We start from the raw sequence: 21,204 nt of genomic DNA, 5'->3' as shown, positions 1-21,204 counted from the left end.
GATGTTGTGTTAGGCTGTATCTTGCTTTCTACCAACCGCGGCTACTGGGCCGCGCTGCTGCGTTCATGAGTCAAAAAAGTGCTTTTATTCTGCTCTTGCTCGGCCTACTAGTGGCCAGTCCGGGGCACGCCCAGCGGCAGCCCTCGGCACCTGCCATCAGCAAGCCGAGCCCAGCCAAGCCAAAAAAGCTTAGTCGGAAAGAGCGCAAAGAGCTAGCTCGCCGGGCCGAGATTGAAGTTGTTCAATCACAAGGCCGTCAACTATCGGAAAAGGACCGCGAAATCAGCGAGTCCTTTTTCGTAGATGGCATTCGGTATCTGCTGCTGGAGGATTACAACAAGGCATTGGAGCGGCTGCTGAAGGCGTATGCCTTAAACCCAGCTAACGCGGCCATCAATTACAAGATTGCCGAAACCAACATGCTGAGCGGCAACTTGCAGGATGCAACTAACTTTGCGCAAGCAGCTGTAAAGCTCGACTCAAAGAATGCCTATTACCATTTGCTGCTAGCCCAGATTTACGGTAGCCAGAAGCAGTACGACCAAGCGGCCCAGGTATACACAACCCTGATTCGCGACGTGCCTGACTCGGGCTACTACCTCTTCAACTTAGCCGATTTGTACATCACGCAGGGCAAGCTGAATGAAGCGCTAAGCACCTTTAATCAGGCCGAAAAACAGTTTGGGCCGCTGGATGAGATATCCTTCAAGCGGCAGCAGATTTACCTCAAGCAAAACAACCTTGACAAGGCGCTGCAGGAAGGCGAGAAGCTAGTGCAGGCCAACCCCGATGAGGTGCGCTACGTGCTGGCACAAGCACAAATGTATGCGGCTAACAACCGTTTTCCAGACGCCATTCGGGTAGCGGAGCAGGCGCTGAAAGCAGAGCCAGAAAATCCGCAGGCCCGTATGATTCTGGCCGATATTTACCGCCAGCAGAATAACCCTACGGAGTCGCAGAAGCAAATCAAGCTCGCGTTTGAGAGCCCCGCACTCGACGTTGACAACAAGGTGCGGATTCTGGTAGATTACATCAAGCAGCTTCCCAATCCTGCCCTTACCCAGCCCGCCCTAGAGCTGGCCGCTATAACCACCCGGGTACACCCTAAAGAAGCCAAAGCGTTTGCCATTGCAGGCGACATCCAGACGGTAACCGACCACAAGGCGGAAGCCCGCTCCAACTATATGAAAGCTATTCGGCTGGACAACTCCCGCTTCCAAATTTGGCAGCAGGTAGTCCTGATTGATGCCGAACTGAACCAGACGGACTCCTTACTGCGCCACACCGACCAAGCGCTTGAGCTTTTTCCTAATCAAGCGCCCCTGTGGTTTTACAACGGCGTGGCGCACATTCTGCGCAAGGACGCGAAAAAGGGAGTTAAGTCGTTGGAGTATGGTCGTAAGCTAGCCACCGACAATCCGGAACTACAAGCGCAGTTCGATACCCAGCTAGGCGATGCCTATCATGAGTTGAAAGACTACGCTAAGTCGGACGCCGCGTATGATGCGGCATTGGTGTTCGACGCCAACAATGCCCAAGCCCTAAACAACTATAGCTACTACCTCTCTCTGCGAGGAGAAAAGCTTGAAAAAGCCAAAGAGATGTCGGGTAAGCTGGTGAAGCAGAATCCCGACAATGATACCTACCTCGACACGTACGGCTGGGTATTATACAAGATGAAGGACTACGCAGGTGCCCGCCAGCAACTCGAAAAAGCCCTAAAAACCTCCCGCGACGCCACCGTAGTAGAGCACTATGGCGACGTTCTGTACCAACTAGGCGAAAAGGAGAAGGCCCAGGCCGAATGGGAGCGCGCCCAGAAGCTGGGTGGTGCTTCCCCCTTAATCGACCGTAAGATTAAAGACAAGAAACTGTATGAGTAAGCGTTTTCCGTTGGCCGTGTTTTGCGCCGTTGCGTTGCTGAGTGGCTGCCAGCGTAAGCTAGCCCCCACGGCCGCGCCCCCCGTGTCAACGAAGGCCCCGGAAACGGTGAAAGCCACCAACGTGGAGTTTCGCTACCTTAAGGCCAAGGGGAAAGTTAATATTGATGTTCCTGGCCTACAGCAAGCAGCTAACCTGAACGTACGCATTCGTAAAGACAGCGTAATTTGGCTGTCGGCCTCGCTTGGCATTGAAGGCTTCCGCGCTTACATCACTCGCGACTCGGTGAAAGTATTGTTTCCCTTGCAGCGGCAGTACTACGTTGGAGATTATGCTTACCTCAGCCAACTGCTGAATGTGCCCGTGACATTTGAGCGAGTACAGGCCCTGTTGCTAGGCGACTACCTTCCGGCTAGTCCGCCCAATGTGCAGCCCACTGTGAGCACAGAAGGCGACCAGCAACGCGTGCAGTACGAGCAGCAGGGCATTCTGGTGCAGCAGCTTATTGACCTACCAAAAAAGCGCGTGCAGCAATTAAACGTGCAGGAACAGGCCACGCAGAATACATTGAACATTGAGTACACTGATTTCCAGCCGTTGGAGCCTCGCAACCAATTGTTCGGTCATACTACTACTCTCAAAACCACCCAAAAAGGTGCCCCCGCAACTGTGGTTGTAACCTACCGGAACGTAGACTTAGATAAAGAGCGCCTGTCGTTCCCCTTCTCGGTACCGAAAGGCTATGCGCGCAAGAAGTAAGTATTGGCTGGCGTGGCTGGTGGTACTAGCAGTAGGGCATTTGAGTACGCCTAGTGTGGCGCAGCAGCGTACTACTCGGAGTAAAACCAGCACTGGCACGCGCAAAACCAAAGCGCAGTTGGAGCGTGAGCGGCGCGCCACGGTACGCCGTATTCAGGAAGCTAGCCGCATTCTGGAGCAAACGCAAAAACAGAAAGAAGCCTCCGTAGGTCAGCTCAATGCCCTCAAGGAAAAGCTCACGGTACAGCAGGGCGTTATCAAGAATATCAGCAATGAGCTGCGCTACATTGAAACCGATGTGGTACAGACCGAAGGCCAGGTGCAGCAAACACGCCAAAACCTGGAGCAACTAAAAGCTGAGTATGCCCGCCTGATTTACATCGGCTCCAAGACGGCCAATAGCTACAATCGGGTGATGTTTCTGTTCGCCTCAGAATCATTCAACCAGTTTATGCTGCGGTTGCGTTACATCCAGCAGTACGCGGAAGTGCGTAAAGCCCAGGCTGCCCAGATCAGTAGCACGCAGCAGCGTCTCAGCCAGCAGCTCGCGGGATTACAGGAAAAGAAACAGGAAAAAGGCAGCCTTCTTAACAACCAGCTGTCAGAAAAGCGCAACCTTATCACGCTTAAAACGCAGCAGGATCAGGTTGTTACCAAACTCAGCCAGCAGGAAGAAAGTCTACGGCAAGAGTTAGCCGCTAAACAGCAGGCCGTTTCCCGGCTCGATAATTTGATTGCCCAGCGAGTACGCGAAGAAATTGCGCGTGCGGCCCGCTTAGCGGCCCGTCGGGCGGCGGCCGCAAAAGCGGCGGTTAGCCGTACTGCTACGGCCACAGCTCCTACGCGCAGCCCTGGCGCTACTAGCCGTACGAGTCCTACGGCGGCCGCCGAGGCCGAGGCCGAAGCTGCGGCAGAACGAGTAAACCGGGTTACCCTGACGCCGGAAACGGCAGAACTAGCCTCCTCCTTCACCGACAACCGGGGCCAGCTACCGTGGCCCGTTAGCAAAGGCTTTATTTCTCAGCGCTTTGGCCGCCACAATCACCCGGTGCTGCACAATGTAGTAGTAGAAAACCGAGGCGTCGATATTCAAACGAGTGCTGGCGAACCAGTACGGGCCGTGTTTGACGGTAAAGTACTGACGGTGGCTAGTGTTCCTGGCATGAACACCATTGTAATGGTGCAGCACGGTGACTATTTTACGGTGTACGCCAAGCTGCGCAGCGTGAGCGTAGCCGAAGGCCAAGTGATTAAGGCCCGCCAACCAATTGGCACTGTATACACGGACGCCGAAGGAACTTCGGAGGTACAGTTTCAGGTCTGGCACAACAGCTCAAACTTGAACCCGGAGAACTGGCTGGGTCATAAGTAAGGCTGCTCACGTATTCTGGTAGATCAAAAAAAAACACCGTACAGCATACGGTGTCTTTCTGAGCTATGAAAACAAACTTAGCTACCAGTACTTCCGTCCCAGAGCATCCAAGAAAAAGCTTGTCAGCTGGGGGTGAAACTCCCGATAACATGACGAAAGATAGCAGTGGCCTGGGGCTGATGCTACTGCAATTCGCCGAATTAACTGATTCCCTCGGTGAACACTATATTTTCTATCCGACACATGAGGCAATCTATTTCAAGGTTCATTAAATCAGGTTCAAGCGACTCAGCAGGGTAGCTTTGTAGGAGCTACCAATGGGCACTGGAATTACGCTAGTTGCTTGGTCGGAACTATGGCCCATTTCTACCACTACCGCGTCTGACTCAATGGCGATAATACGGTCGAGGCGCACGATGTATTTGCGGTGTACCCGCGCAAAGTTGCGTACGGGCAGCTTGGATTCCAGCTCTTTCATGGTGCTGTACACCGTGTACCGCTCCCGTCCAGTATAAATATTCACGTAGTCGCCGAGGGCCTCCACGTACCGAATATCAGCCGTAATTACACGCAGCAGTTTGTGGTCCTGCTTGATAAAAATCTCCGTTTGCCCCCCACTGGAGTAAATAGATTCTGCGGCGTCGTTAGCCATTTGCAGCAGGCCTTCCAGCTTACGCTGCTCTTGCTCCAGTTGAATTCGTGCCCGGCGTAGTTCCAAGTGCGCTACTACTTCGCGTGCTAGCACCTGCAACGCATCGCGTTGGGCGTCGTTGAGGCGGCGTGGCACCGAATCAATGGCGCAGATAGTACCCAGCGGCTGCCCTTCGGGTGATAGCAAGGGCGCACCCGCGTAGAAGCGGATATTGGGGTCGCCGGTAACTAATGGGTTAGCTTGAAATAAAGGATCGAGCTGAGCATCCTCTACTTCGTACACGTTCTCGGCCAGCATGGCATGCTGGCAGAAAGCGTGCTCACGGGCCGTGCTTTGTAAAGAGTCTAAGCCAATTCTAGCTTTAAACCACTGGCGCTCCTCATCAATGAGCGTTACGGCTGATGTAGGAGTATTGCAGATGTACGCCGCCAGCCGCACTAGGTCATCAAAAGCTTTTTCAGGCGGGGTATCGAGAATTTGATAGGCACGCAACGCTTCCAAGCGGCTATCCTCATCCTCCGGGTGCAAAACGGACGGGGTGGGAGCCTTGGGAGCAGTAGAGGGGCGCAATTTAGCAGGCATTAACGCGGGAAAGTTCAGGTTAGAAACTGTAGGTCGAAACGTAGCGCATTCAATAGTATAGCCGCTACCCTCAGCAAATTAGGCAAGCATTGGCAGTTGTTACCCGTAGGAAACGCTGAACGCAAAAGTTTGCCCGCCGAAGGCAAGGGATTTCTAGATTGTATCCAAGCTCGCACTTAGGGGTAACGTAAAGTATCTAGCCGCAGGGAACTGATTTTAAAATTATGAGGTACCTTTACCAATCCTGAACCGTACAAAGCTGCGTACACTTAGCTTTGACACCCAAACTGGCCTTTTGGCTCCCCACTCTATGAACTTTGCCACCCTCTTGCTTGGAATCGGCGGTCTTGGCGGCACCGAACTTCTTCTCATTGGTCTCGCCATTATCCTGTTGTTTGGGGCCAAGCGCATCCCGGAGCTATTCCGCGGTATGGGTCAGGGAATTCGTGAATTTAAGGACGCTTCGAAAGAAGAGAAACCTGAGTTTCGTGACCGGCCCATCAACCCTAATGATCCTACCCAGCCACGCCTCTAATTGATGTTAACCATGCAAACGCCCCTTTTCCTTTTCTTAGGCGACTTAGGTGGTGGTGAGATTATGCTCATCATGGTCGTGATTTTGATTTTCTTTGGCGCCAACAAAATTCCTGAGCTGGCCCGTGGCCTTGGCAAGGGCATTCGTGAGTTCAAAGATGCTTCTCGTGAAATTCGTAGTGAGATAGAAAACGCTGGTCAACCTCAGCAACCCTATCAGCAGCAACAGCCCTACCAGCAGCAGTTCAACCAACAGCCCGCGTACGAGGCGCCCATTCAGCCGGCACACCCCGTAACGGATGCCCCTGCGGCTGCTCCTTTGGCACCGCCCATGGATGGTGGTATTACTACGCCTCCGCCCGCACGCACGGAAGAACGCCCTCGCCTTGACCAAGTGAACTAATATCTTTCTTTGATTTGAGACGCTTTACCTCTCTCACGGAAGTTCGTAACGAGCTGACGGCAGGCACTTTGTCCTGTCGCCAGCTCGTGGAGTATTATCTGGATAACATCCAGCGCAAAAGCCATCTGAATGCTTTCTTGGAAGTGTGGCCGGAGGAGGCCCTTGCCCAAGCCGAAGCCGTGGATGCCAAACTAGCGGCCGGAACGGCGGGCAAGTTGGCAGGCATGGTAGTAGGGCTGAAGGATGTGCTGGCCTACAAAGACCACGCCCTGCAAAGCAGCAGCCACATTCTAGATGGTTTCAAGTCTTTGTTCACGGGTACGGCTGTGCAGCGCCTGCTTGATGAAGATGCCATTTTCATTGGCCGCCAGAATTGCGACGAGTTCGCAATGGGGGCGTCTAACGAAACATCCTACTTTGGGCCGGCCCGTAACGAAATCGACCCCGACCGCGTGCCGGGAGGGTCTTCTGGGGGCTCGGCCGTAGCGGTACAAGCCGACTTATGTCTAGCGTCTATCGGCTCCGATACGGGGGGGTCAGTACGGCAGCCTGCCGCTTTCTGTGGTATTGTTGGTTTCAAGCCTACCTATTCGCGCATTTCGCGCTACGGCCTGATTGCGTACGCATCTTCCTTTGACCAGATTGGTACCCTGACTCGCTCAGTGGAAGATGCAGCCCTGCTGCTTGAAGTGATGGCTGGGGCCGACAACTTCGACAGCACAGCTAGCCAGCGCGAGGTACCTGCTTACAGTGAACTGATGACGCCGGCGCCTCATTACCGCATCGGCTACATACGCGACTGCCTGGAACGCCCGGGCCTTAACCCCGAGATTAAAGCCGCTACGGAGCAAGCCTTGGATGTGCTGCGCGGGCAAGGCCATGTGGTTGAAGCAGTAGATTTCCCCTATCTAGACTTCATCGTACCAACGTACTACATCCTCACCACAGCCGAGGCCAGCTCTAACCTGAGCCGCTATGATGGGGTGAAGTTTGGCTACCGTGCTTCGGATGCCACCGACCTGGAGTCATTGTACAAGAAAACCCGCTCCCAGGCTTTGGCCCCGAGGTACAACGGCGCATCTTGCTGGGCACTTTCGTACTCAGCGCCGACTACTATGACGCCTACTATACCAAGGCCCAGCAAGTACGGCGGCTAATCAAAGAGAAAACCGATGAGTTGTTGCGTGAGTACGACTTCTTAGTTCTACCTACTACTCCTACCACCGCCTTCCGCATTGGCGACGTGAACAAGGATACTCTTGCCATGTACTTGGCTGATATTTTTACGGTACAGGCATCATTGGCAGGTGTGCCAGCTATTTCGGTGCCAGCAGGACAAGACTCGCAAGGGCTACCGATTGGCTTGCAGATTTTGAGTGGAGCGTTTCGCGAAGAGCATCTGCTTGCCTTTGCTGGCTCCGTTACGGAATCATTGGCTCCGGCGCTAGCCTAGTTTACAGCGCGTATAGATACCCCGGAGGTAGATGCTCTGGCTTGGTAGAATCACGATATCTAAGGGTTCGGTTCTAGCAAGTCGTAGCGTACCTCCGGGGTATTTACGCTAGGTCCTTACTCGGCTTGTACCTGAGCAGGTAAGTTTTTCACTGCCCGTTGTTACATTTGAAGATGCGCTGGTCTGATGGTCAGCGTTTTGCACCTACTGGATCATCTACCCCAGTTTAGTATGTAAGATGAAGAAGTCGTTGCTGCGCGCTGCCGCCCCTGTTTTGTTGGCTTTCTCTTTGGCTCGTCCGGGGGCGGCTCAGGTACGTCCATCCTTGCCGCTTCCTCCCAATGCGGGTACAGTGCCCGCCGCGGAGGACTCTATGCAGGTACAGTTGGAGCTACTCCCCGACTCATTGGTGGTAGCACCCGTTGATTCCAGCAAACTGCTCTGGATGCGCACTCCACCCGAGTTGCGCGACTTGGTAGGAGACCGAATCATGTGCTTTGAGACAGATGTACCACATGCTTTCAACCCGTCGGTCTTAGCGTTTGTACGCCTCTTTACGGAACGACAGCGCGGGTATACCCAACGCGTCTTGGAACGCGAAAACCTGTACTTTCCGCTCTTTGAGAAATACTTAACGAAGTACAACCTACCCACCGACCTGAAATACTTGGCCGTGGTGGAGTCGGCGCTGATTCCTACGGCTAAGTCGCGGGTGGGTGCAACGGGGCTCTGGCAGTTTATGGGTCCTACGGCTAACGACTTGCGCCTCCGCCGCGACGACTGGGTGGACGAGCGTATGAATCCGGAGAAGGCGACGGAAGCCGCGTGCAAGCACCTGCGTTACCTCTACGGTGTATTTCACGATTGGGAGTTAGTACTAGCTGCTTACAATTGGGGAGCAGGCAATATGCAGCGCGTATTACGCCGCACTGGCAAAAAGACGTACTGGGACGTACACGCAAACTTGCCCGCTGAGACCCGCAACTATGTTCCCACCTTCACGGCCATCATGTATGCCATGAAGTATGCCAAGGAGCACCAGCTGCACTCCCCTACTCTGCGCTACCAGTACGCCGAGACTATGGACACCCTCCAATTAGGTGGCCATGCCTTCGACTTGACCCGGTTGGCCCGCGCCTGTGGCTACCCCGATTCTATGACGCTGATGCGCCAGAATCCAGAATTACGCAAGCCGTGGCTTCCAGAAGGCTACCGACCTTATACGGTGCAGCTACCTGCGGCCGTCCGGCCAGCCTTGGCTTTGGTAGATCGAGCTACGCTATTCGATTATTGTCGCCCGCCAGCGGAGTTGCCCACGCTTCTGGCCCCACGACCGGTTCGCATCAGTGGCGTAGAGCCCTTCCCTACTCGTACGTTACTAGCGAATGGCGCACCCCGAGAAGCTACCCCCGATGAGCAACCCCGCTACCGTCGGCTCCGCCACACGGTTCGTCGGGGCGAAACAATTGCTTCCGTTGCGGCTCGGTACGAAGTAAGCCAAGCGCAAGTGCGTCGCTGGAACGAGTTGCGCAAAGGGCAGCCGTTAACGCCCCGCCGTCAACTAGTGCTTTTCGTTCCCCTGCCGCCAACTGCTCCTACTGAAACTAGCGCAGTGGCATCTGCAGCACGCCGACCGGCAACGATGGAAAGCCGGGCACCCCAAGTTGGAAGGTAGGCGTCCTTCGCACTACTCCGCTTATTGCAACGAGTACAGCCGAAGACACTACCGCTCCCGAGCCTACTAAGCCAGAGCGCGGGTCTCGCTCAGGAGCCAAGGCTACTCGGAGCGAAAACACCGAGGTAGTGCGTGCTACCGCTCCTGACACCGCCGAACCTGCTGCCGAGGAATATGTAGTACGGCGGGGTGACTTCCTGGAGAAGATAGGCCGCGAAAGGGGAATTACCGTAGCGCAACTGATGGCTTGGAACAACCTTAGTTCTGTGGCCGTGATGCCCGGACAAAAGATTCTTCTGCACGCCCCAGCACAAACGGACGATGCGCCGCCAACTGCTGCCCTTGCCACTGCTCAGCCTACGCGCACGGCTTCTTCAGCGTCTGCCTCTCGGACCGAGCCCACCGGCAAGGTCTTGCCCCCGAAAGTATACTTGGTACAACCCGGCGATACGCTTTATAATATCTCACGTCGCTACCAAGGTGTCACCGTCGAAAAACTACGCCGGCTCAACAATCTGAAATCCGACGATGTGAAGCCAGGTCAGAAACTACTGGTAGCTAGCTGAGAAAGTAGAGGAACAAATAAGTACGAGAACGAACGCTAAGGCAGAGGCTTCTTCCAATTAGCAACTCGCCAGCAGCTTTACACGGCCTCATCCTGAGCTATTTACAAGCCCCATACTTCTCCGGTACGGGGCTTTGCTTTTCAGTAGCTGGTCTGTTAAAACTTTGATTCCGGACGATTTCGCCCCAACTTGCCCTATTATACTCCACCCGAGTATTCACCCGTTGCCACCCGAGTATGCTTAAAATCAATAAACAGGACGCCCTGAACTACCACTCGCAGGAGCCCGCCGGCAAGATTGAAGTAGTGCCCACCAAGCCCGTCAGCACCCAGCTCGATCTGGCCCTGGCCTACTCGCCCGGCGTGGCCGAACCCTGCAAAGCCATTGCGGCCAACCCCGACGACGTGTATAAGTACACGGCCAAGGGCAACCTGGTGGGCGTCATCAGCAATGGCACGGCGGTGCTGGGCCTGGGCAACATCGGCCCCGACGCGTCCAAGCCCGTGATGGAAGGCAAAGGCGTGCTGTTCAAGAAGTTTGCCGGCATCGACTGCTTCGACATTGAGATTGACGCCACCGACCCCGACGAGTTTATCCGCATCGTCAAGTCGTTGGAGCCCACGTTCGGGGGCATCAACTTGGAGGACATCAAGGCCCCCGAGTGCTTCCGCATTGAGACGGCCCTGCGCGAGCAGATGAACATTCCCCTCATGCACGATGACCAGCACGGCACGGCTATCATTTCGTCGGCGGCTCTGCTCAATGGTCTTGAGCTAGTAGGTAAGCGCATCGAGGACATTCGGCTGGTCGTCAGTGGGGCAGGCGCTGCGGCTGTCAGCTGCCTCCGCTTGTACCTGGCACTGGGCTTAAAGCGGGAAAACGTGGTAGTGTTCGACAAGGACGGCATCATCACACCCGAGCGCACGGACCTGGCCGACATGCAGCTGTTCTTTGCCACCCAGCGCCCCATTCGCACGCTGGCCCAGGCCATGGAAGGCGCGGACGTGTTCTTGGGCTTGTCGGCGGCCAATGTGCTGCCAGCCGAGCTGCTGCTGAAGATGGCCGACAACCCCATTGTGTTTGCCCTGGCTAACCCCGACCCCGAAATCGGCTACGAGGTGGCCATGGCCACCCGCCCCGACATCATCATGGCCACCGGCCGCTCCGACCATCCCAACCAGGTCAACAACGTGCTGGGCTTTCCCTACATCTTCCGTGGGGCCCTGGACGTGCGCGCCACCGAAATCAACGAGGCCATGAAGCTGGCCGCCGTGAAGGCACTTTCGGATCTGGCGAAGGAGCCAGTGCCGGATATGGTAAACAAGGCTTACGGTGACAACACGCTCACCTTTGGTCGCACCTACCTCATTCCCAAACCCCTGGACCCGCGCCTAATTACGGCGGTAAGCCCGGCGGTAGCCAAAGCCGCCATGGAAAGCGGCGTGGCCCGCGTGCAGATTCCCGACTGGTTTGCGTATGAAGATGAGTTGCGTGCTCGTCTGGGCGTCAATCAGAAGCTGATGAACCGCATTACGCAGGCCGCCCGCAACAACCCCAAGCGCGTCGTATTCGCCGAAGGCGACACCTATAAGATTCTCAAGGCGGCGCAAATCCTGCATGATGAAGGCATTGCCTTGCCCATTCTGTTAGGAAACCGCCAGAAGATTGAGCGCTTGGCCCTTGAAAATAACCTCGACCTAGAAGGCTGTCAGATTATTGATATTCTACAGGAAGAAGCTAAGCGGGAGGAGTACGCTGAGTTGCTGTACCAGAAGCGCCAACGCCGCGGTATTACGCTCTACGAAGGCCGCCGCCTACTACGGGAGCGGAACTACTACGGCTCAATGATGCTAGAAACCGGCGAAGCTGATGCTTTCATCACGGGTTTGAGTAAGGACTACGGCAAGAGCATTGTGCCGGCACTGCAAGTGATTGGTGTGGCCGATGACGTGAAGCGGGTAGCTTCCATGTACATTATCCAGCACAAGAAGGGCCCATACTTCTTCGCCGATACCACCGTGAACATTGACCCTTCGGCCGAAGAAATGGTGGGCATCATTGGTCTTACGGCGGGTGCCGTGCGGTTCTTCGATGTGGAGCCCCGCGTGGCGGTCATCAGCTACTCCAACTTTGGCTCAAACCCCGGCGACCTGCCTGATAAAGCTCGGCGGGCAACTGAGCTAGCCAAGCAACGCTACCCCGAGCTGATTCTGGATGGCGAGATGCAGGCCAACACCGCTCTTAACTCAGAGCTGCTACGGGAACAGTACCCCTTCTCGCCTTTGGCTGAAACAGGTGGCGCCAACACGCTCATTTTTCCGAACGTGATTAGCGGTAACATTGCCTACAAGGTAATCCAAGAGATTGGCGGCGCCGAAGTAATCGGGCCGATCTTGATGGGCATGCGCAAACCAGTGCACATTCTGCAGCTCGGCGCCTCTGTACGCGAAATCGTGAACATGGCTTCCATTGCGTGGTAGATGCCCAGCAGCCCGGCGGCAAAGGGTTGTAGGCAGTAGTAGACCTGCACAGCGCGAGGAATCTGAGTTGGCCTTCTCTCAAGAAAGGCCGTTCAGGTTCCTCGCGTTTCTGTTTGCGGCGCGGTGGCTGGCTTCCCTCAACTTACAGAGCAGCACGTAATCGTTGTATTAAGTTTCTCTCTACTCTTATCTGAGCAGTACCTACCCTACTTCGACTACCAGATGTGAGGACAGGGAATAAGAACCCCAAAGCGCACCTGCTAGCCGCAACGCACCTGCTGTTCTTCTCCGAGGCCGTGCTAAAAGGCGTTGCTATCCTTTGTATTCTATTAGCGCAAGTAGAAGACAGCCATATAGCTACTATACAGTCTGTTACATCTAGCATAAGCACCTCCCTATTAGCCTCTTATTACGCAAGAATATTCAGGTTGGCGAAGGCGACGATTCTTTGGTAAAACCAATTTCTTTGAGCAAAAAGCCAGTAGATTTGGGAAAGAATCCGGGGTACGCGGTGTTGCTTATACAGACCAGTACGAGGCTCTTGCCTGTACTCCAGGTACTATTGTTGTGCGGCTCCGGACCTTTGGAGCAGTGCCTGCCCTTTACACATATCTTGCATGATTGCCTACATCGACGGTACGCTCGCCTATAAGGACCACGCCCAAGCCATTCTTGACGTCAGCGGAATTGGCTACGAAGTAAAGATTTCTCTCGCCACCTACTCTAAGTTACCCGCCGAGGGTGAGAAGGCGAAGCTGTACACGTATCAGCACATCAAAGAGGATGGCCAAACCCTGTATGGCTTCCTTGATCCTAACGAGAAGGCTCTGTTTTTACAGCTAATTTCGGTGTCTGGCATTGGCCTGGTACGGGCATTGTGATGGTAAGCAGCATGAGCGTAGGTGAGATTCGCCAGGCCATTGTGCAGGAGGATGTGCGCGCCATTCAAAGCATTAAAGGGGTAGGCCCCAAGACGGCGCAACGCGTAGTGCTGGAGCTGAAAGACAAGCTCCGCAAAGACGAACTATTGGCAAAAGCCGGCATCGATACGGTGCCGCTGGCGAAGGCACACAATACCAACCGCTCGGAAGCGTTAGCCGCATTGGTAACACTAGGCTTTGCGCGAGCAGCGGCCGAGAAAACCCTCGACCAAATTCAGCATAAGCACGGTAACGACCTGAGCGTAGAGGAATTGATTAAATTTGCTCTTAAGTCTCACTAGAAAAGTAGCGGCCGTAGCAGGTTGTTGTTGGCTTTGCACAGGGGTGCCTTGGTGCCCTTGCGCAGAACCGGACTGCCCGCTGCAAACCGAACTTCCCTCCCCTTTCCCGACGGTTTATTGACTCTTGAATACAGGTAAGAAGTCCCTAGCTACCTCTATAGTGGCGGTTGTGTCGTTGGTGGCCTGGTGGTCGCAGGCAAAGCCGCTCGACTCGGGAGCCCAGCCGTTTGCCATGCGCCAGCTTTGGGCATGGTTGCCTGGTTCGCAGCGCAGTACCCGGTTCTGGCCCATCATGCCCGATACCCCGCGCACCGATACCACTCGCTACCAGCCTAGTTCGCGGCCACGCGTGGGCCCTCAGGACCGCATTGGCACGCCGTTTTCGCCGCAACGGCGCCGTTCTCCGCTGGTGTTGCCCTTGCCGAACAACGTACAGCTAGATGTGCGCCCCGATGACAGCCTCAAGAACTTCGACGTACAAGAGCGGGTAGGGCAAGAAGTAGACTTCCGGGACCCCAGCCGCATGACGTTCGAGGAGTACTCGCGCTGGCAGCAACAACAGGCAGTACGTAATTACTTCCGACAACGTTCGGCCGGCGGAGTAGCCGGTGATGCAAATACGCCGCAAAGCCGCCGCTTGATTCCCAAAATCTACCTTGGCCCCATGGCCGACCGCATTTTTGGGGGGAGCTACGTAGACATCCGGCCCCAGGGCTCGGTGACGTTGCGCATGGGCGCGCGCTTCAACCGCAATGAAAACCCAACCCTCACCCTTCGCCAACAGCGCATAGGTGACTTCCAGTACGACCAGAACCTTAACCTCAACCTGACGGGGCAGATTGGGGAGAAACTGAAGATTACCTTTAACTACGACACCCGCGCGGCCTTCGATTTCGAGAACAACATGAAGCTCGACTATACGGGCTACGAAACCGATATCATCCGTAAGGTGGAGCTTGGTAATGTATCGTTGCCGCTCAACAACTCGCTGATTACGGGTGGCCAGAACCTATTTGGCATCAAGACCCAACTGCAATTTGGTCGTTTGGGAGTGACGGCGGTAGCTAGTACCCTGCGCGGGCAAGCCGATGAAGTGCGCATTCAGAATGGGGGACAAAGCCGGCAGTTTGAAATCAAGGCCAGCCAGTACGAGCGAGACCGGCACTACTTCCTGTCGCAGTATTTCCGCGACCGGTACGATGCGGCCTTGCGCAGCCTGCCTACGGTGCAAAGTGGCGTGGAGATTACGCGCTTGGATGTATACGTAACCAACGACAACCGCCAAAGCGACAACCTACGCAACGTAGTGCCGCTTATGGACTTGGCCGAGCCCTCGCGTACTTACCGCGGCACCTACCTGCAAACGCCAGTTCCTGGCCCGAATGCGCCCGCTCAGAACTCGGCTAACAACCTGTTTAGCACGATTCTGGCAAATCCGCTGCAAGCTCGCGGTGACCTGACGGTAGATAGCTACCTGAATACGCTGGGCCTGCAGAAAAACGTAGATTTTGAGCACGTGCGGGCCCGCAAGCTTGATGCGCGCGAGTACACCTACAACGCGCAGCTGGGCTACATATCCTTGAACACCCAACTGTTGCCTGAGCAGGTATTGGGCGTTGCGTACCAGTACATCTACAACGGTAAAACCTATCGGGTAGGTGAACTGCTAGATGACAACAGCGGCGTAGCCAGGACCAGGTAATTTTCCTGAAGCTGCTGAAAGCTACTAACCCTGCTGTAGGACTGGTTTCTACCTCCGACCCCAGCGTAAACCAGAATAACGCCAACCTGCAGACGCGCAACCTGCCGACCTGGGATTTGATGATGAAAAACATCTATCCCCTGAACGCTAGTCAGCTCAACCGCGACAACTTCCAGCTGCAGATAGTTTATAAGGACGACGTAACCGGCGTAGACCAAATTTCCTTGAAGGAAGGGGCGCGCCTCCAAAACCGGCCACTGATCGAAGTCTTCAACCTCGATAATGTAAACCCGAACAACGACCGGAACCCAGACGGTAACTTTGACTTCTTTCCGGGTATTACCATTGATACTGAGCTAGGCAAGATCATCTTCCCTGAGGTGCAGCCTTTTGGCAATTACCTGGCGTCGCAGTTTGCGGATACGGTTTCCAACTCCGCCGAACGCGACCTAGCCCGCAAGTATGTGTACCGGGAGTTGTACACGCAAGTGCAGAGCGACGCCCAGCAACGCCAGGAGAAAGACAAGTTTTTCCTGCGGGGCCGCTTTCAGGCTACTGCTACCAACGAAATTAACCTGCCGGGCATTGGCATTGCCCAAGGCTCAGTTCGGGTGTACGCCGGTAGCACCTTGCTTACGGAAGGCGCCGACTACCAAGTATTCTACGACCAAGCCATTGTCAAAATTCTCAACCCCAGCTACCTGAACTCAGCCAATGAGCTCCGGGTGCAGTTTGAGAAAACAGCCCTGGTGCAAGTGCAACCCCGCAAGCTGCTGGGAGCCCGCTTTGATTACCGCCTAAATTCCGACGTCAACTTTGGCGCTACGGTATTGCACCTGACGGAGAACCAAGCCCCTGGCATCAACCGGGTAAACATCGGCGACGAACCCGGCAACAATACCATCTATGGTTTCGACGTGAATGCCCGCCGCGAGTCACGAGCCATCACGAAGTACCTGGATATGTTGCCCCTGATTTCCACCAAGGAGCCATCGTCGGTGGCGTTCAGCGGGGAGTTTGCCCAGTTACTTCCCGGTCAGTCGAAGCTTGGGCGCGGCGAAAATGGGGTTTCTTACCTTGATGACTTTGAAAATTCCCGCACTCCCTACGTTCTGGGTGGGCAGAACGCCGCTACCGTGTGGCGTCTTGCCTCTACCCCCCCGGCGTTGGGCGGCACCCTACCCGACCGCGCCTCGGCCTACAGCCGCGCTAAACTGGCTTGGTACACCATTGACCAGACATATTACACCGGTGGCCAGAGCCGCCCGCAAAACATTGGCACTGGTGATTTGCGGAACCACTTCATCCGGGGGGTGCAGCGCACGGAAGTGTTCCCTAACCGCGACGTAGGTACCACCGGCAACGCCTACGAGTACACCCTAGACCTGGCATATTTCCCCGATGAGCGCGGGCAGTACAACTACACGCCTGACGTGGACCCGGCTACTAACGGGCGACGCTTCAGCAACGTTAGTCCATCGGCCAATGCCAGACGCTACGGGGGCATCTCCCGCGAAATCACTTTCGACACGGACTTCGACAATGCCAACGTAGAATACCTGGAGTTCTGGCTCATGGACCCCTTCATTGACAGCCCGGACGGATTGGCCAATATCACGGACTCCGATGGCCATGATGCCCCTAATACCACCGGTGGCGACCTGTTCATCAACCTGGGTTCGGTATCGGAAGATGTGCTGAAGGACGGCAACCAACACGAGTTTGAGAACGGCCTACCCGTAACCGATACTCCTAACCCCGACGACACGAACCCGACGCCGTGGGGACTAGCTACGCGCCAGCAATTCCTGACGGATGCCTTTAATGCGGCATCGGGTGCCCGCGCCCGCCAAGACGTTGGCCTGGATGGTATCAACAGTGCCCAAGAAAAAGCCCTGACGGGAGTTGCTCCTACCTACGCGGGGTTCGATGACCCAGCCGCCGACAACTTCTTACACCACTTGGCGGAGGCCTATGACCAAGCCAACGCTAAAATTCTGGCCCGCTACAAGAACTTCAACGGGTTAGAAAACAACTCGCCCGAGGGCAGCCAGCTTAGCTCTACTGCTTACCCCGACAAAGAAGACCTGAACCGCGACAACGTGATTTCTGACACGGAGCGGTACTACGAGTACAAACTCTCAGTGCGCAAGCAGGACCTCACGGTGGGGCAAAACTTCATTGTGGATAAGATTACCCGGGAGGTAAACGGTGACCAGGTAAGCTGGTATCAGTTCCGGGTGCCAATTCGCCAGCCGGACGCCGTTGTGGGCAACAACAACCAAAACTTTGGCTACAAGTCCATCCGCTTCCTGCGCATGTACCTCACCCAATGGCAGCAGCCCGTGGTACTGCGCATGGTGCAGCCTCAGTTTGTGGCTAACCAGTGGCGCCGCTACCTCAACAAGATTACTGATCCTTCTCAGCCTATCATCAGCCCCGACACGGATGCTGATGCCTTCGATATTTCGACGGTAAGCCTTGAAGAGAACGGTAGCACGGATGGTAATACCACCGATGCTATTCCCTACGTACTGCCGCCAAACATTCAGCGCGACCGGGAGTATGGCTCGGGTACTGTGAACCGCGAACAAAACGAGCAAAGCCTACGCTTAACAGTAGATGGTCTCCGGGATGGCTTTGCCAAAGCGGCCTACAAAAACGTAAGCCTGAACCTGCTCCGCTACCAAAAGCTGCGCATGTTTATGCACGCGGAAAGCAATGACCGTAGCGTACGGAGTGGACAGGTCCGGGGCTTTGTGCGCATTGGCACCGACTACACCCAGAACTACTACGAGTACTCGGTGCCCTTGGAAATCACCCCTCCCAACGCCACCGCAACAGAGGTGGACAGAATTTGGCCGGTAGCGAACCGCATCGACCTCACGCTGCAAGACCTCATCGATACAAAAGCCGCACGCTCTGAAGGGGCGGCAAGCTCGGCGGCGTATGCCGTGCCGTTCGTTCGGACGCTGCCCAACGGGGCTACCATTACGGTGGTGGGTAACCCTGATCTTTCGGCAGTGCAGGGGGTAATGATTGGCATGCTGAACCCGCGCGACGACAATGCTCCCAAGTCGTTGACGTTGTGGGCCGACGAACTGCGCGTGTTTGGCTTTGAAAATGAAAAAGGCTGGGCGGCCACGGCCCGCTTCAATGCCAAGCTGGCCGATCTTGCCAACGTAACGGCCAGCGGCAGCTACATCACTACCGGCTTTGGTGGGCTCCAAGACAAAGCACAGCAACGCTCCATCGATAACATTGCCCGTGGAGATGTGAATGCCACAATTGCGGCCGACAAGTTCTTCCCTGAGAAGCTTGGCTTGCGCGTGCCAGTGCTCGTGCAGGCGGGGGTAGAAAGCCGTGCGCCGAAGTACGACCCCTTGAATCCTGATACCAGACTCGACCAGTCGTTGCAGAAGTTTGAGACGCAGAGTGAGAAAGCTGCGTACCGCAAAGAAGTCATCGACCAAACCAGCCAGCGCAGCATCAGCCTGCTGAACGTACGTAAGGAACGCACGAACCCCGATAAAAAAGTACGCCCCTACGACGTTGAAAACCTGGCGCTCAGCTACTCCTACACCGAGCGCCTGCACTCCGACATTAATACGGACCGCGACTACACGCGTACCTATACGGGGGCGTTGGCCTATGTGTACCAAACAACGCCTAAGAACTACACGCCGCTGGCGAAGGTAAAGGCCTTCGACTCGCCCTACCTGAAGATGTTGCAGGAAGTGAACTTCACACCCTTGCCTTCCCGCTTCTCCTTCCGGGCCGACTTGGACCGCCGCTATAACGAACGGTTCTTGCAACGGGCACTAGAGCCGGGCCAGGTACCTACTACTGATGGTATTGCTCCCATCTTCCAGAAGTCGTTCTTCCTAAACCGGGTGTATGATATGCGCTGGGACCTAACCCAGGCCCTGGCCTTGGACTACACAGCCACGAACCGCTCGGTGATTGACGAAGGACTGGGCCGCTCTATTGGCGACGATGCTATTTCGCGGCAGAACCGAGACATCATCCGCGACAACCTGCTAAAGGGTGGGCGTACGACTAATTTCTTCCAGACCGTAGCGGCTACCTACCGGTTACCACTGGAAAAATTCCCCCTCACCGATTGGCTTTCGTCCGATATTCGATACCAGGCCAACTACACGTGGCAGGCGGCATCTACCGCTCTCATCAACCCCATTGACAGCACCAACCTACGGCTGGGTAATACCATCCAAAACAACGGGGAGCTAACGGCCAATGGCAAGATTGATTTGGTGAAGCTCTACAACAAGGTGCGCTTCCTCAACATCATCAACAACGCGCCGGCCCCGGCGCCACGGGGTCAGGAGGCAGGCGTAGCCAAGCAGCCGGGGCGTGCTCCTGGTCAAGCACCAGGCACAGCCGCGCAGGACTCGACCAAGGGCCCGGAGCTACGCGTGCTGAAAGCTATTCTTCGCTCCCTAATGACAGCTCGCTCGCTCAACTTCACATATGCGCGCAGCAATGGCACCTTGCTCCCGGGCTACCTACCGGGCACTAGCTTCTTTGGGATGAACCGTGATTTCAACGCGCCTGGCGTACCCTTCCTATTAGGCAGGCAGTACGATCTTGACGCGCTGTATAACCGCGCCAGCGACAACGGGTGGTACACGCGCGAGAGCCAGTACCTGAACACGCCGCTTAGCTCCCTACTTACCGAAAACCTCACGCTACGCACTACCCTAGAGCCCATTCGCGACTTCAACATTCAGCTGGATGCTCGCCGTAACTTGGTGCGCAACCGGGAAGTTTTCTACCGGCGAGTGGTAGATGAAAACACGCTGCTGCCCATTAGCGACGAGGCCACGCCAAGCAGCCCACTAGGGTCAGGCACGTTCAGCACTTCGTTCATTTCCATCCAAACGCTGTTTGGCGACTTGAGCGCGAATGGGGAAACGTCTAAAGCCTTCCAACGCTTCGTTAATAACCGGGGCACCATACAGCAACGGCTAGAGAGTGAGAATACCAATCCTGGTTCCTACAGCTTCAATTCCCAGGACGTACTTATCCCAGCTTTTATAGATGCCTACCGGGGTAAGTCGTCGGATGGGTATAAGGCGAAGGGCTTCGACCCGTTCTCGTTGCTACCCATCCCCAACTGGAATATTCAGTACAACGGACTAGCCAATCTGCCCTTCATGCAGCGCTACTTCCGCTCTATTGCTATTAAACATGCTTACACCTCCAACTATAACATCAATGGCTATAACACAGCCGCTGACTATACAAACGAGCTGGATGGAGACGACTTCCCTTACTTAACGAATAATAGCGGGCAGTTTATCCCGTACTACGTAGTAGGCCAGGTAACCATTGCGGAGCGTCTTGCCCCTCTCATTGGTTTAAACTTCCAGACCAACGGCAAAACCACGGGCAACCTGGAATACCGCGTTGACCGGACAATTGGCTTGAGCACGACCAATGCGCAGGTAACCGAGCTCCACTCTTCTGAAATTATTGTAGGCTTTGGATATGCCACCAACCGCCTCAAACTGCCCTTCCGCATTGGGGGCGAGCAGCGGGTACTTCGCAATGAAATCAATGCTCGTCTGGACCTCAGCATCCGGGACACCTACACCGTGCAGCGTACCATTCTCGATGTGACGACTACCAGCGTTGGCCGGGCCTCTAGCCAAACCACCAACGGCACCCGTCAGCTACAGCTACGTCCCACTATCGATTATATCTTGAATCAGCGCCTGAACCTGCAGTTTTACTTCACCCAGAACATCACTACGCCGCGGGTGGCTAATGCCTTCCGCAATACGGCTACGGAGGGCGGCGTGCAGTTGCGCTACAGCCTTTCGCAATAAGGCTTTTAGAGTAGCGACAACCAAACAGGCTTCCGGGAAACCAGAAGCCTGTTTGCTGTATAGTCGGGTTA

The 21,204-nt window shown here is 55.3% G+C and carries 9 protein-coding genes and 3 pseudogenes; 11 read left to right on the top strand and 1 reads right to left on the bottom strand.

The window, feature by feature from the left end; genetic code table 11:
- The first annotated feature begins 65 nt into the window (after positions 1-65).
- The 3 genes from VI25_RS11475 to VI25_RS11465 are packed head-to-tail and all read left to right on the top strand — an operon-like array spanning position 66 to position 4,012.
- Positions 66-1,883 (top strand): tetratricopeptide repeat protein, encoded by a 1,818-nt coding sequence (locus VI25_RS11475; protein WP_082455504.1) that lies wholly within the window; start codon positions 66-68, stop codon positions 1,881-1,883.
- Positions 1,876-2,640, top strand: a complete 765-nt coding sequence (locus tag VI25_RS11470) for a DUF4292 domain-containing protein (RefSeq protein ID WP_082455503.1) — start codon at positions 1,876-1,878, stop codon at positions 2,638-2,640. Before VI25_RS11475 ends, VI25_RS11470 begins: the two co-directional genes overlap by 8 nt.
- Entirely contained in the window at positions 2,624-4,012 is a 1,389-nt protein-coding gene (locus tag VI25_RS11465) for a murein hydrolase activator EnvC family protein (RefSeq protein ID WP_072144803.1), read from the top strand. The genes VI25_RS11470 and VI25_RS11465 overlap by 17 nt, the downstream gene beginning before the upstream one ends.
- A 268-nt stretch (positions 4,013-4,280) precedes the next feature.
- Here the strand turns inward: VI25_RS11465 and VI25_RS11455 are convergent, their stop codons facing one another.
- On the bottom strand, positions 4,281-5,246 hold the full coding sequence (locus VI25_RS11455; protein ID WP_052695295.1) for a GAF domain-containing DNA-binding protein: 966 nt from the start codon (positions 5,244-5,246) through the stop codon (positions 4,281-4,283).
- A gap of 328 nt (positions 5,247-5,574) precedes the next feature.
- On the opposite strand from VI25_RS11455, the gene VI25_RS11450 reads away from it, so the two are divergent.
- From VI25_RS11450 to sprA, 8 genes and pseudogenes are all read left to right on the top strand, one after another.
- Positions 5,575-5,781 carry a twin-arginine translocase TatA/TatE family subunit gene (locus VI25_RS11450; RefSeq protein WP_410503432.1) on the top strand — a complete coding sequence of 69 codons (207 nt, stop codon included), beginning with the start codon at positions 5,575-5,577 and terminating at the stop codon, positions 5,779-5,781.
- 12 nt (positions 5,782-5,793) lie between these two features.
- Positions 5,794-6,183 carry a twin-arginine translocase TatA/TatE family subunit gene (locus VI25_RS28485; protein ID WP_082455514.1) on the top strand — a complete coding sequence of 130 codons (390 nt, stop codon included), beginning with the start codon at positions 5,794-5,796 and terminating at the stop codon, positions 6,181-6,183.
- A 14-nt stretch (positions 6,184-6,197) separates the two neighbouring features.
- A pseudogene (gene gatA / locus VI25_RS11440) lies at positions 6,198-7,636 on the top strand (Asp-tRNA(Asn)/Glu-tRNA(Gln) amidotransferase subunit GatA).
- Positions 7,637-7,874: 238 nt separating this feature from the next.
- Complete coding sequence (locus tag VI25_RS11435) at positions 7,875-9,311, top strand: lytic transglycosylase domain-containing protein (RefSeq protein ID WP_055562506.1); 1,437 nt, start codon at positions 7,875-7,877, stop codon at positions 9,309-9,311.
- Positions 9,312-9,439: 128 nt separating this feature from the next.
- Positions 9,440-9,877: a LysM peptidoglycan-binding domain-containing protein gene (locus tag VI25_RS11430; protein ID WP_055562505.1), complete on the top strand. Its 438-nt coding sequence runs from the start codon at positions 9,440-9,442 to the stop codon at positions 9,875-9,877.
- 236 nt (positions 9,878-10,113) lie between these two features.
- Positions 10,114-12,357 (top strand): NADP-dependent malic enzyme, encoded by a 2,244-nt coding sequence (locus VI25_RS11425; RefSeq protein ID WP_152981585.1) that lies wholly within the window; start codon positions 10,114-10,116, stop codon positions 12,355-12,357.
- Positions 12,358-12,974: 617 nt separating this feature from the next.
- Positions 12,975-13,579: pseudogene (gene ruvA / locus VI25_RS11420) on the top strand (Holliday junction branch migration protein RuvA).
- 232 nt (positions 13,580-13,811) lie between these two features.
- A pseudogene (gene sprA / locus VI25_RS11410) lies at positions 13,812-21,133 on the top strand (cell surface protein SprA).
- Positions 21,134-21,204: the final 71 nt, after the last annotated feature.

It is taken from the genome of Hymenobacter sp. AT01-02, assembly GCF_000961955.2.
Lineage (GTDB): Bacteria > Bacteroidota > Bacteroidia > Cytophagales > Hymenobacteraceae > Hymenobacter > Hymenobacter mucosus.
The sequence above is the reverse complement of the archived record's forward strand: the minus strand, read 5'-3'. Positions and strand labels throughout refer to the sequence as shown.

Excerpts from the sequence above, each read along its gene's own strand:
- VI25_RS11475 (WP_082455504.1), top strand. The coding sequence starts at position 66 with ATGAGTCAAAAAAGTGCTTTTATTCTGCTCTTGCTCGGCCTACTAGTG.
- VI25_RS11470 (WP_082455503.1), top strand. The coding sequence starts at position 1,876 with ATGAGTAAGCGTTTTCCGTTGGCCGTGTTTTGCGCCGTTGCGTTGCTG.
- VI25_RS11465 (WP_072144803.1), top strand. The coding sequence starts at position 2,624 with ATGCGCGCAAGAAGTAAGTATTGGCTGGCGTGGCTGGTGGTACTAGCA.
- VI25_RS11455 (WP_052695295.1), bottom strand. The coding sequence starts at position 5,246 with ATGCCTGCTAAATTGCGCCCCTCTACTGCTCCCAAGGCTCCCACCCCG.
- VI25_RS28485 (WP_082455514.1), top strand. The coding sequence starts at position 5,794 with ATGCAAACGCCCCTTTTCCTTTTCTTAGGCGACTTAGGTGGTGGTGAG.
- VI25_RS11435 (WP_055562506.1), top strand. The coding sequence starts at position 7,875 with ATGAAGAAGTCGTTGCTGCGCGCTGCCGCCCCTGTTTTGTTGGCTTTC.
- VI25_RS11425 (WP_152981585.1), top strand. The coding sequence starts at position 10,114 with ATGCTTAAAATCAATAAACAGGACGCCCTGAACTACCACTCGCAGGAG.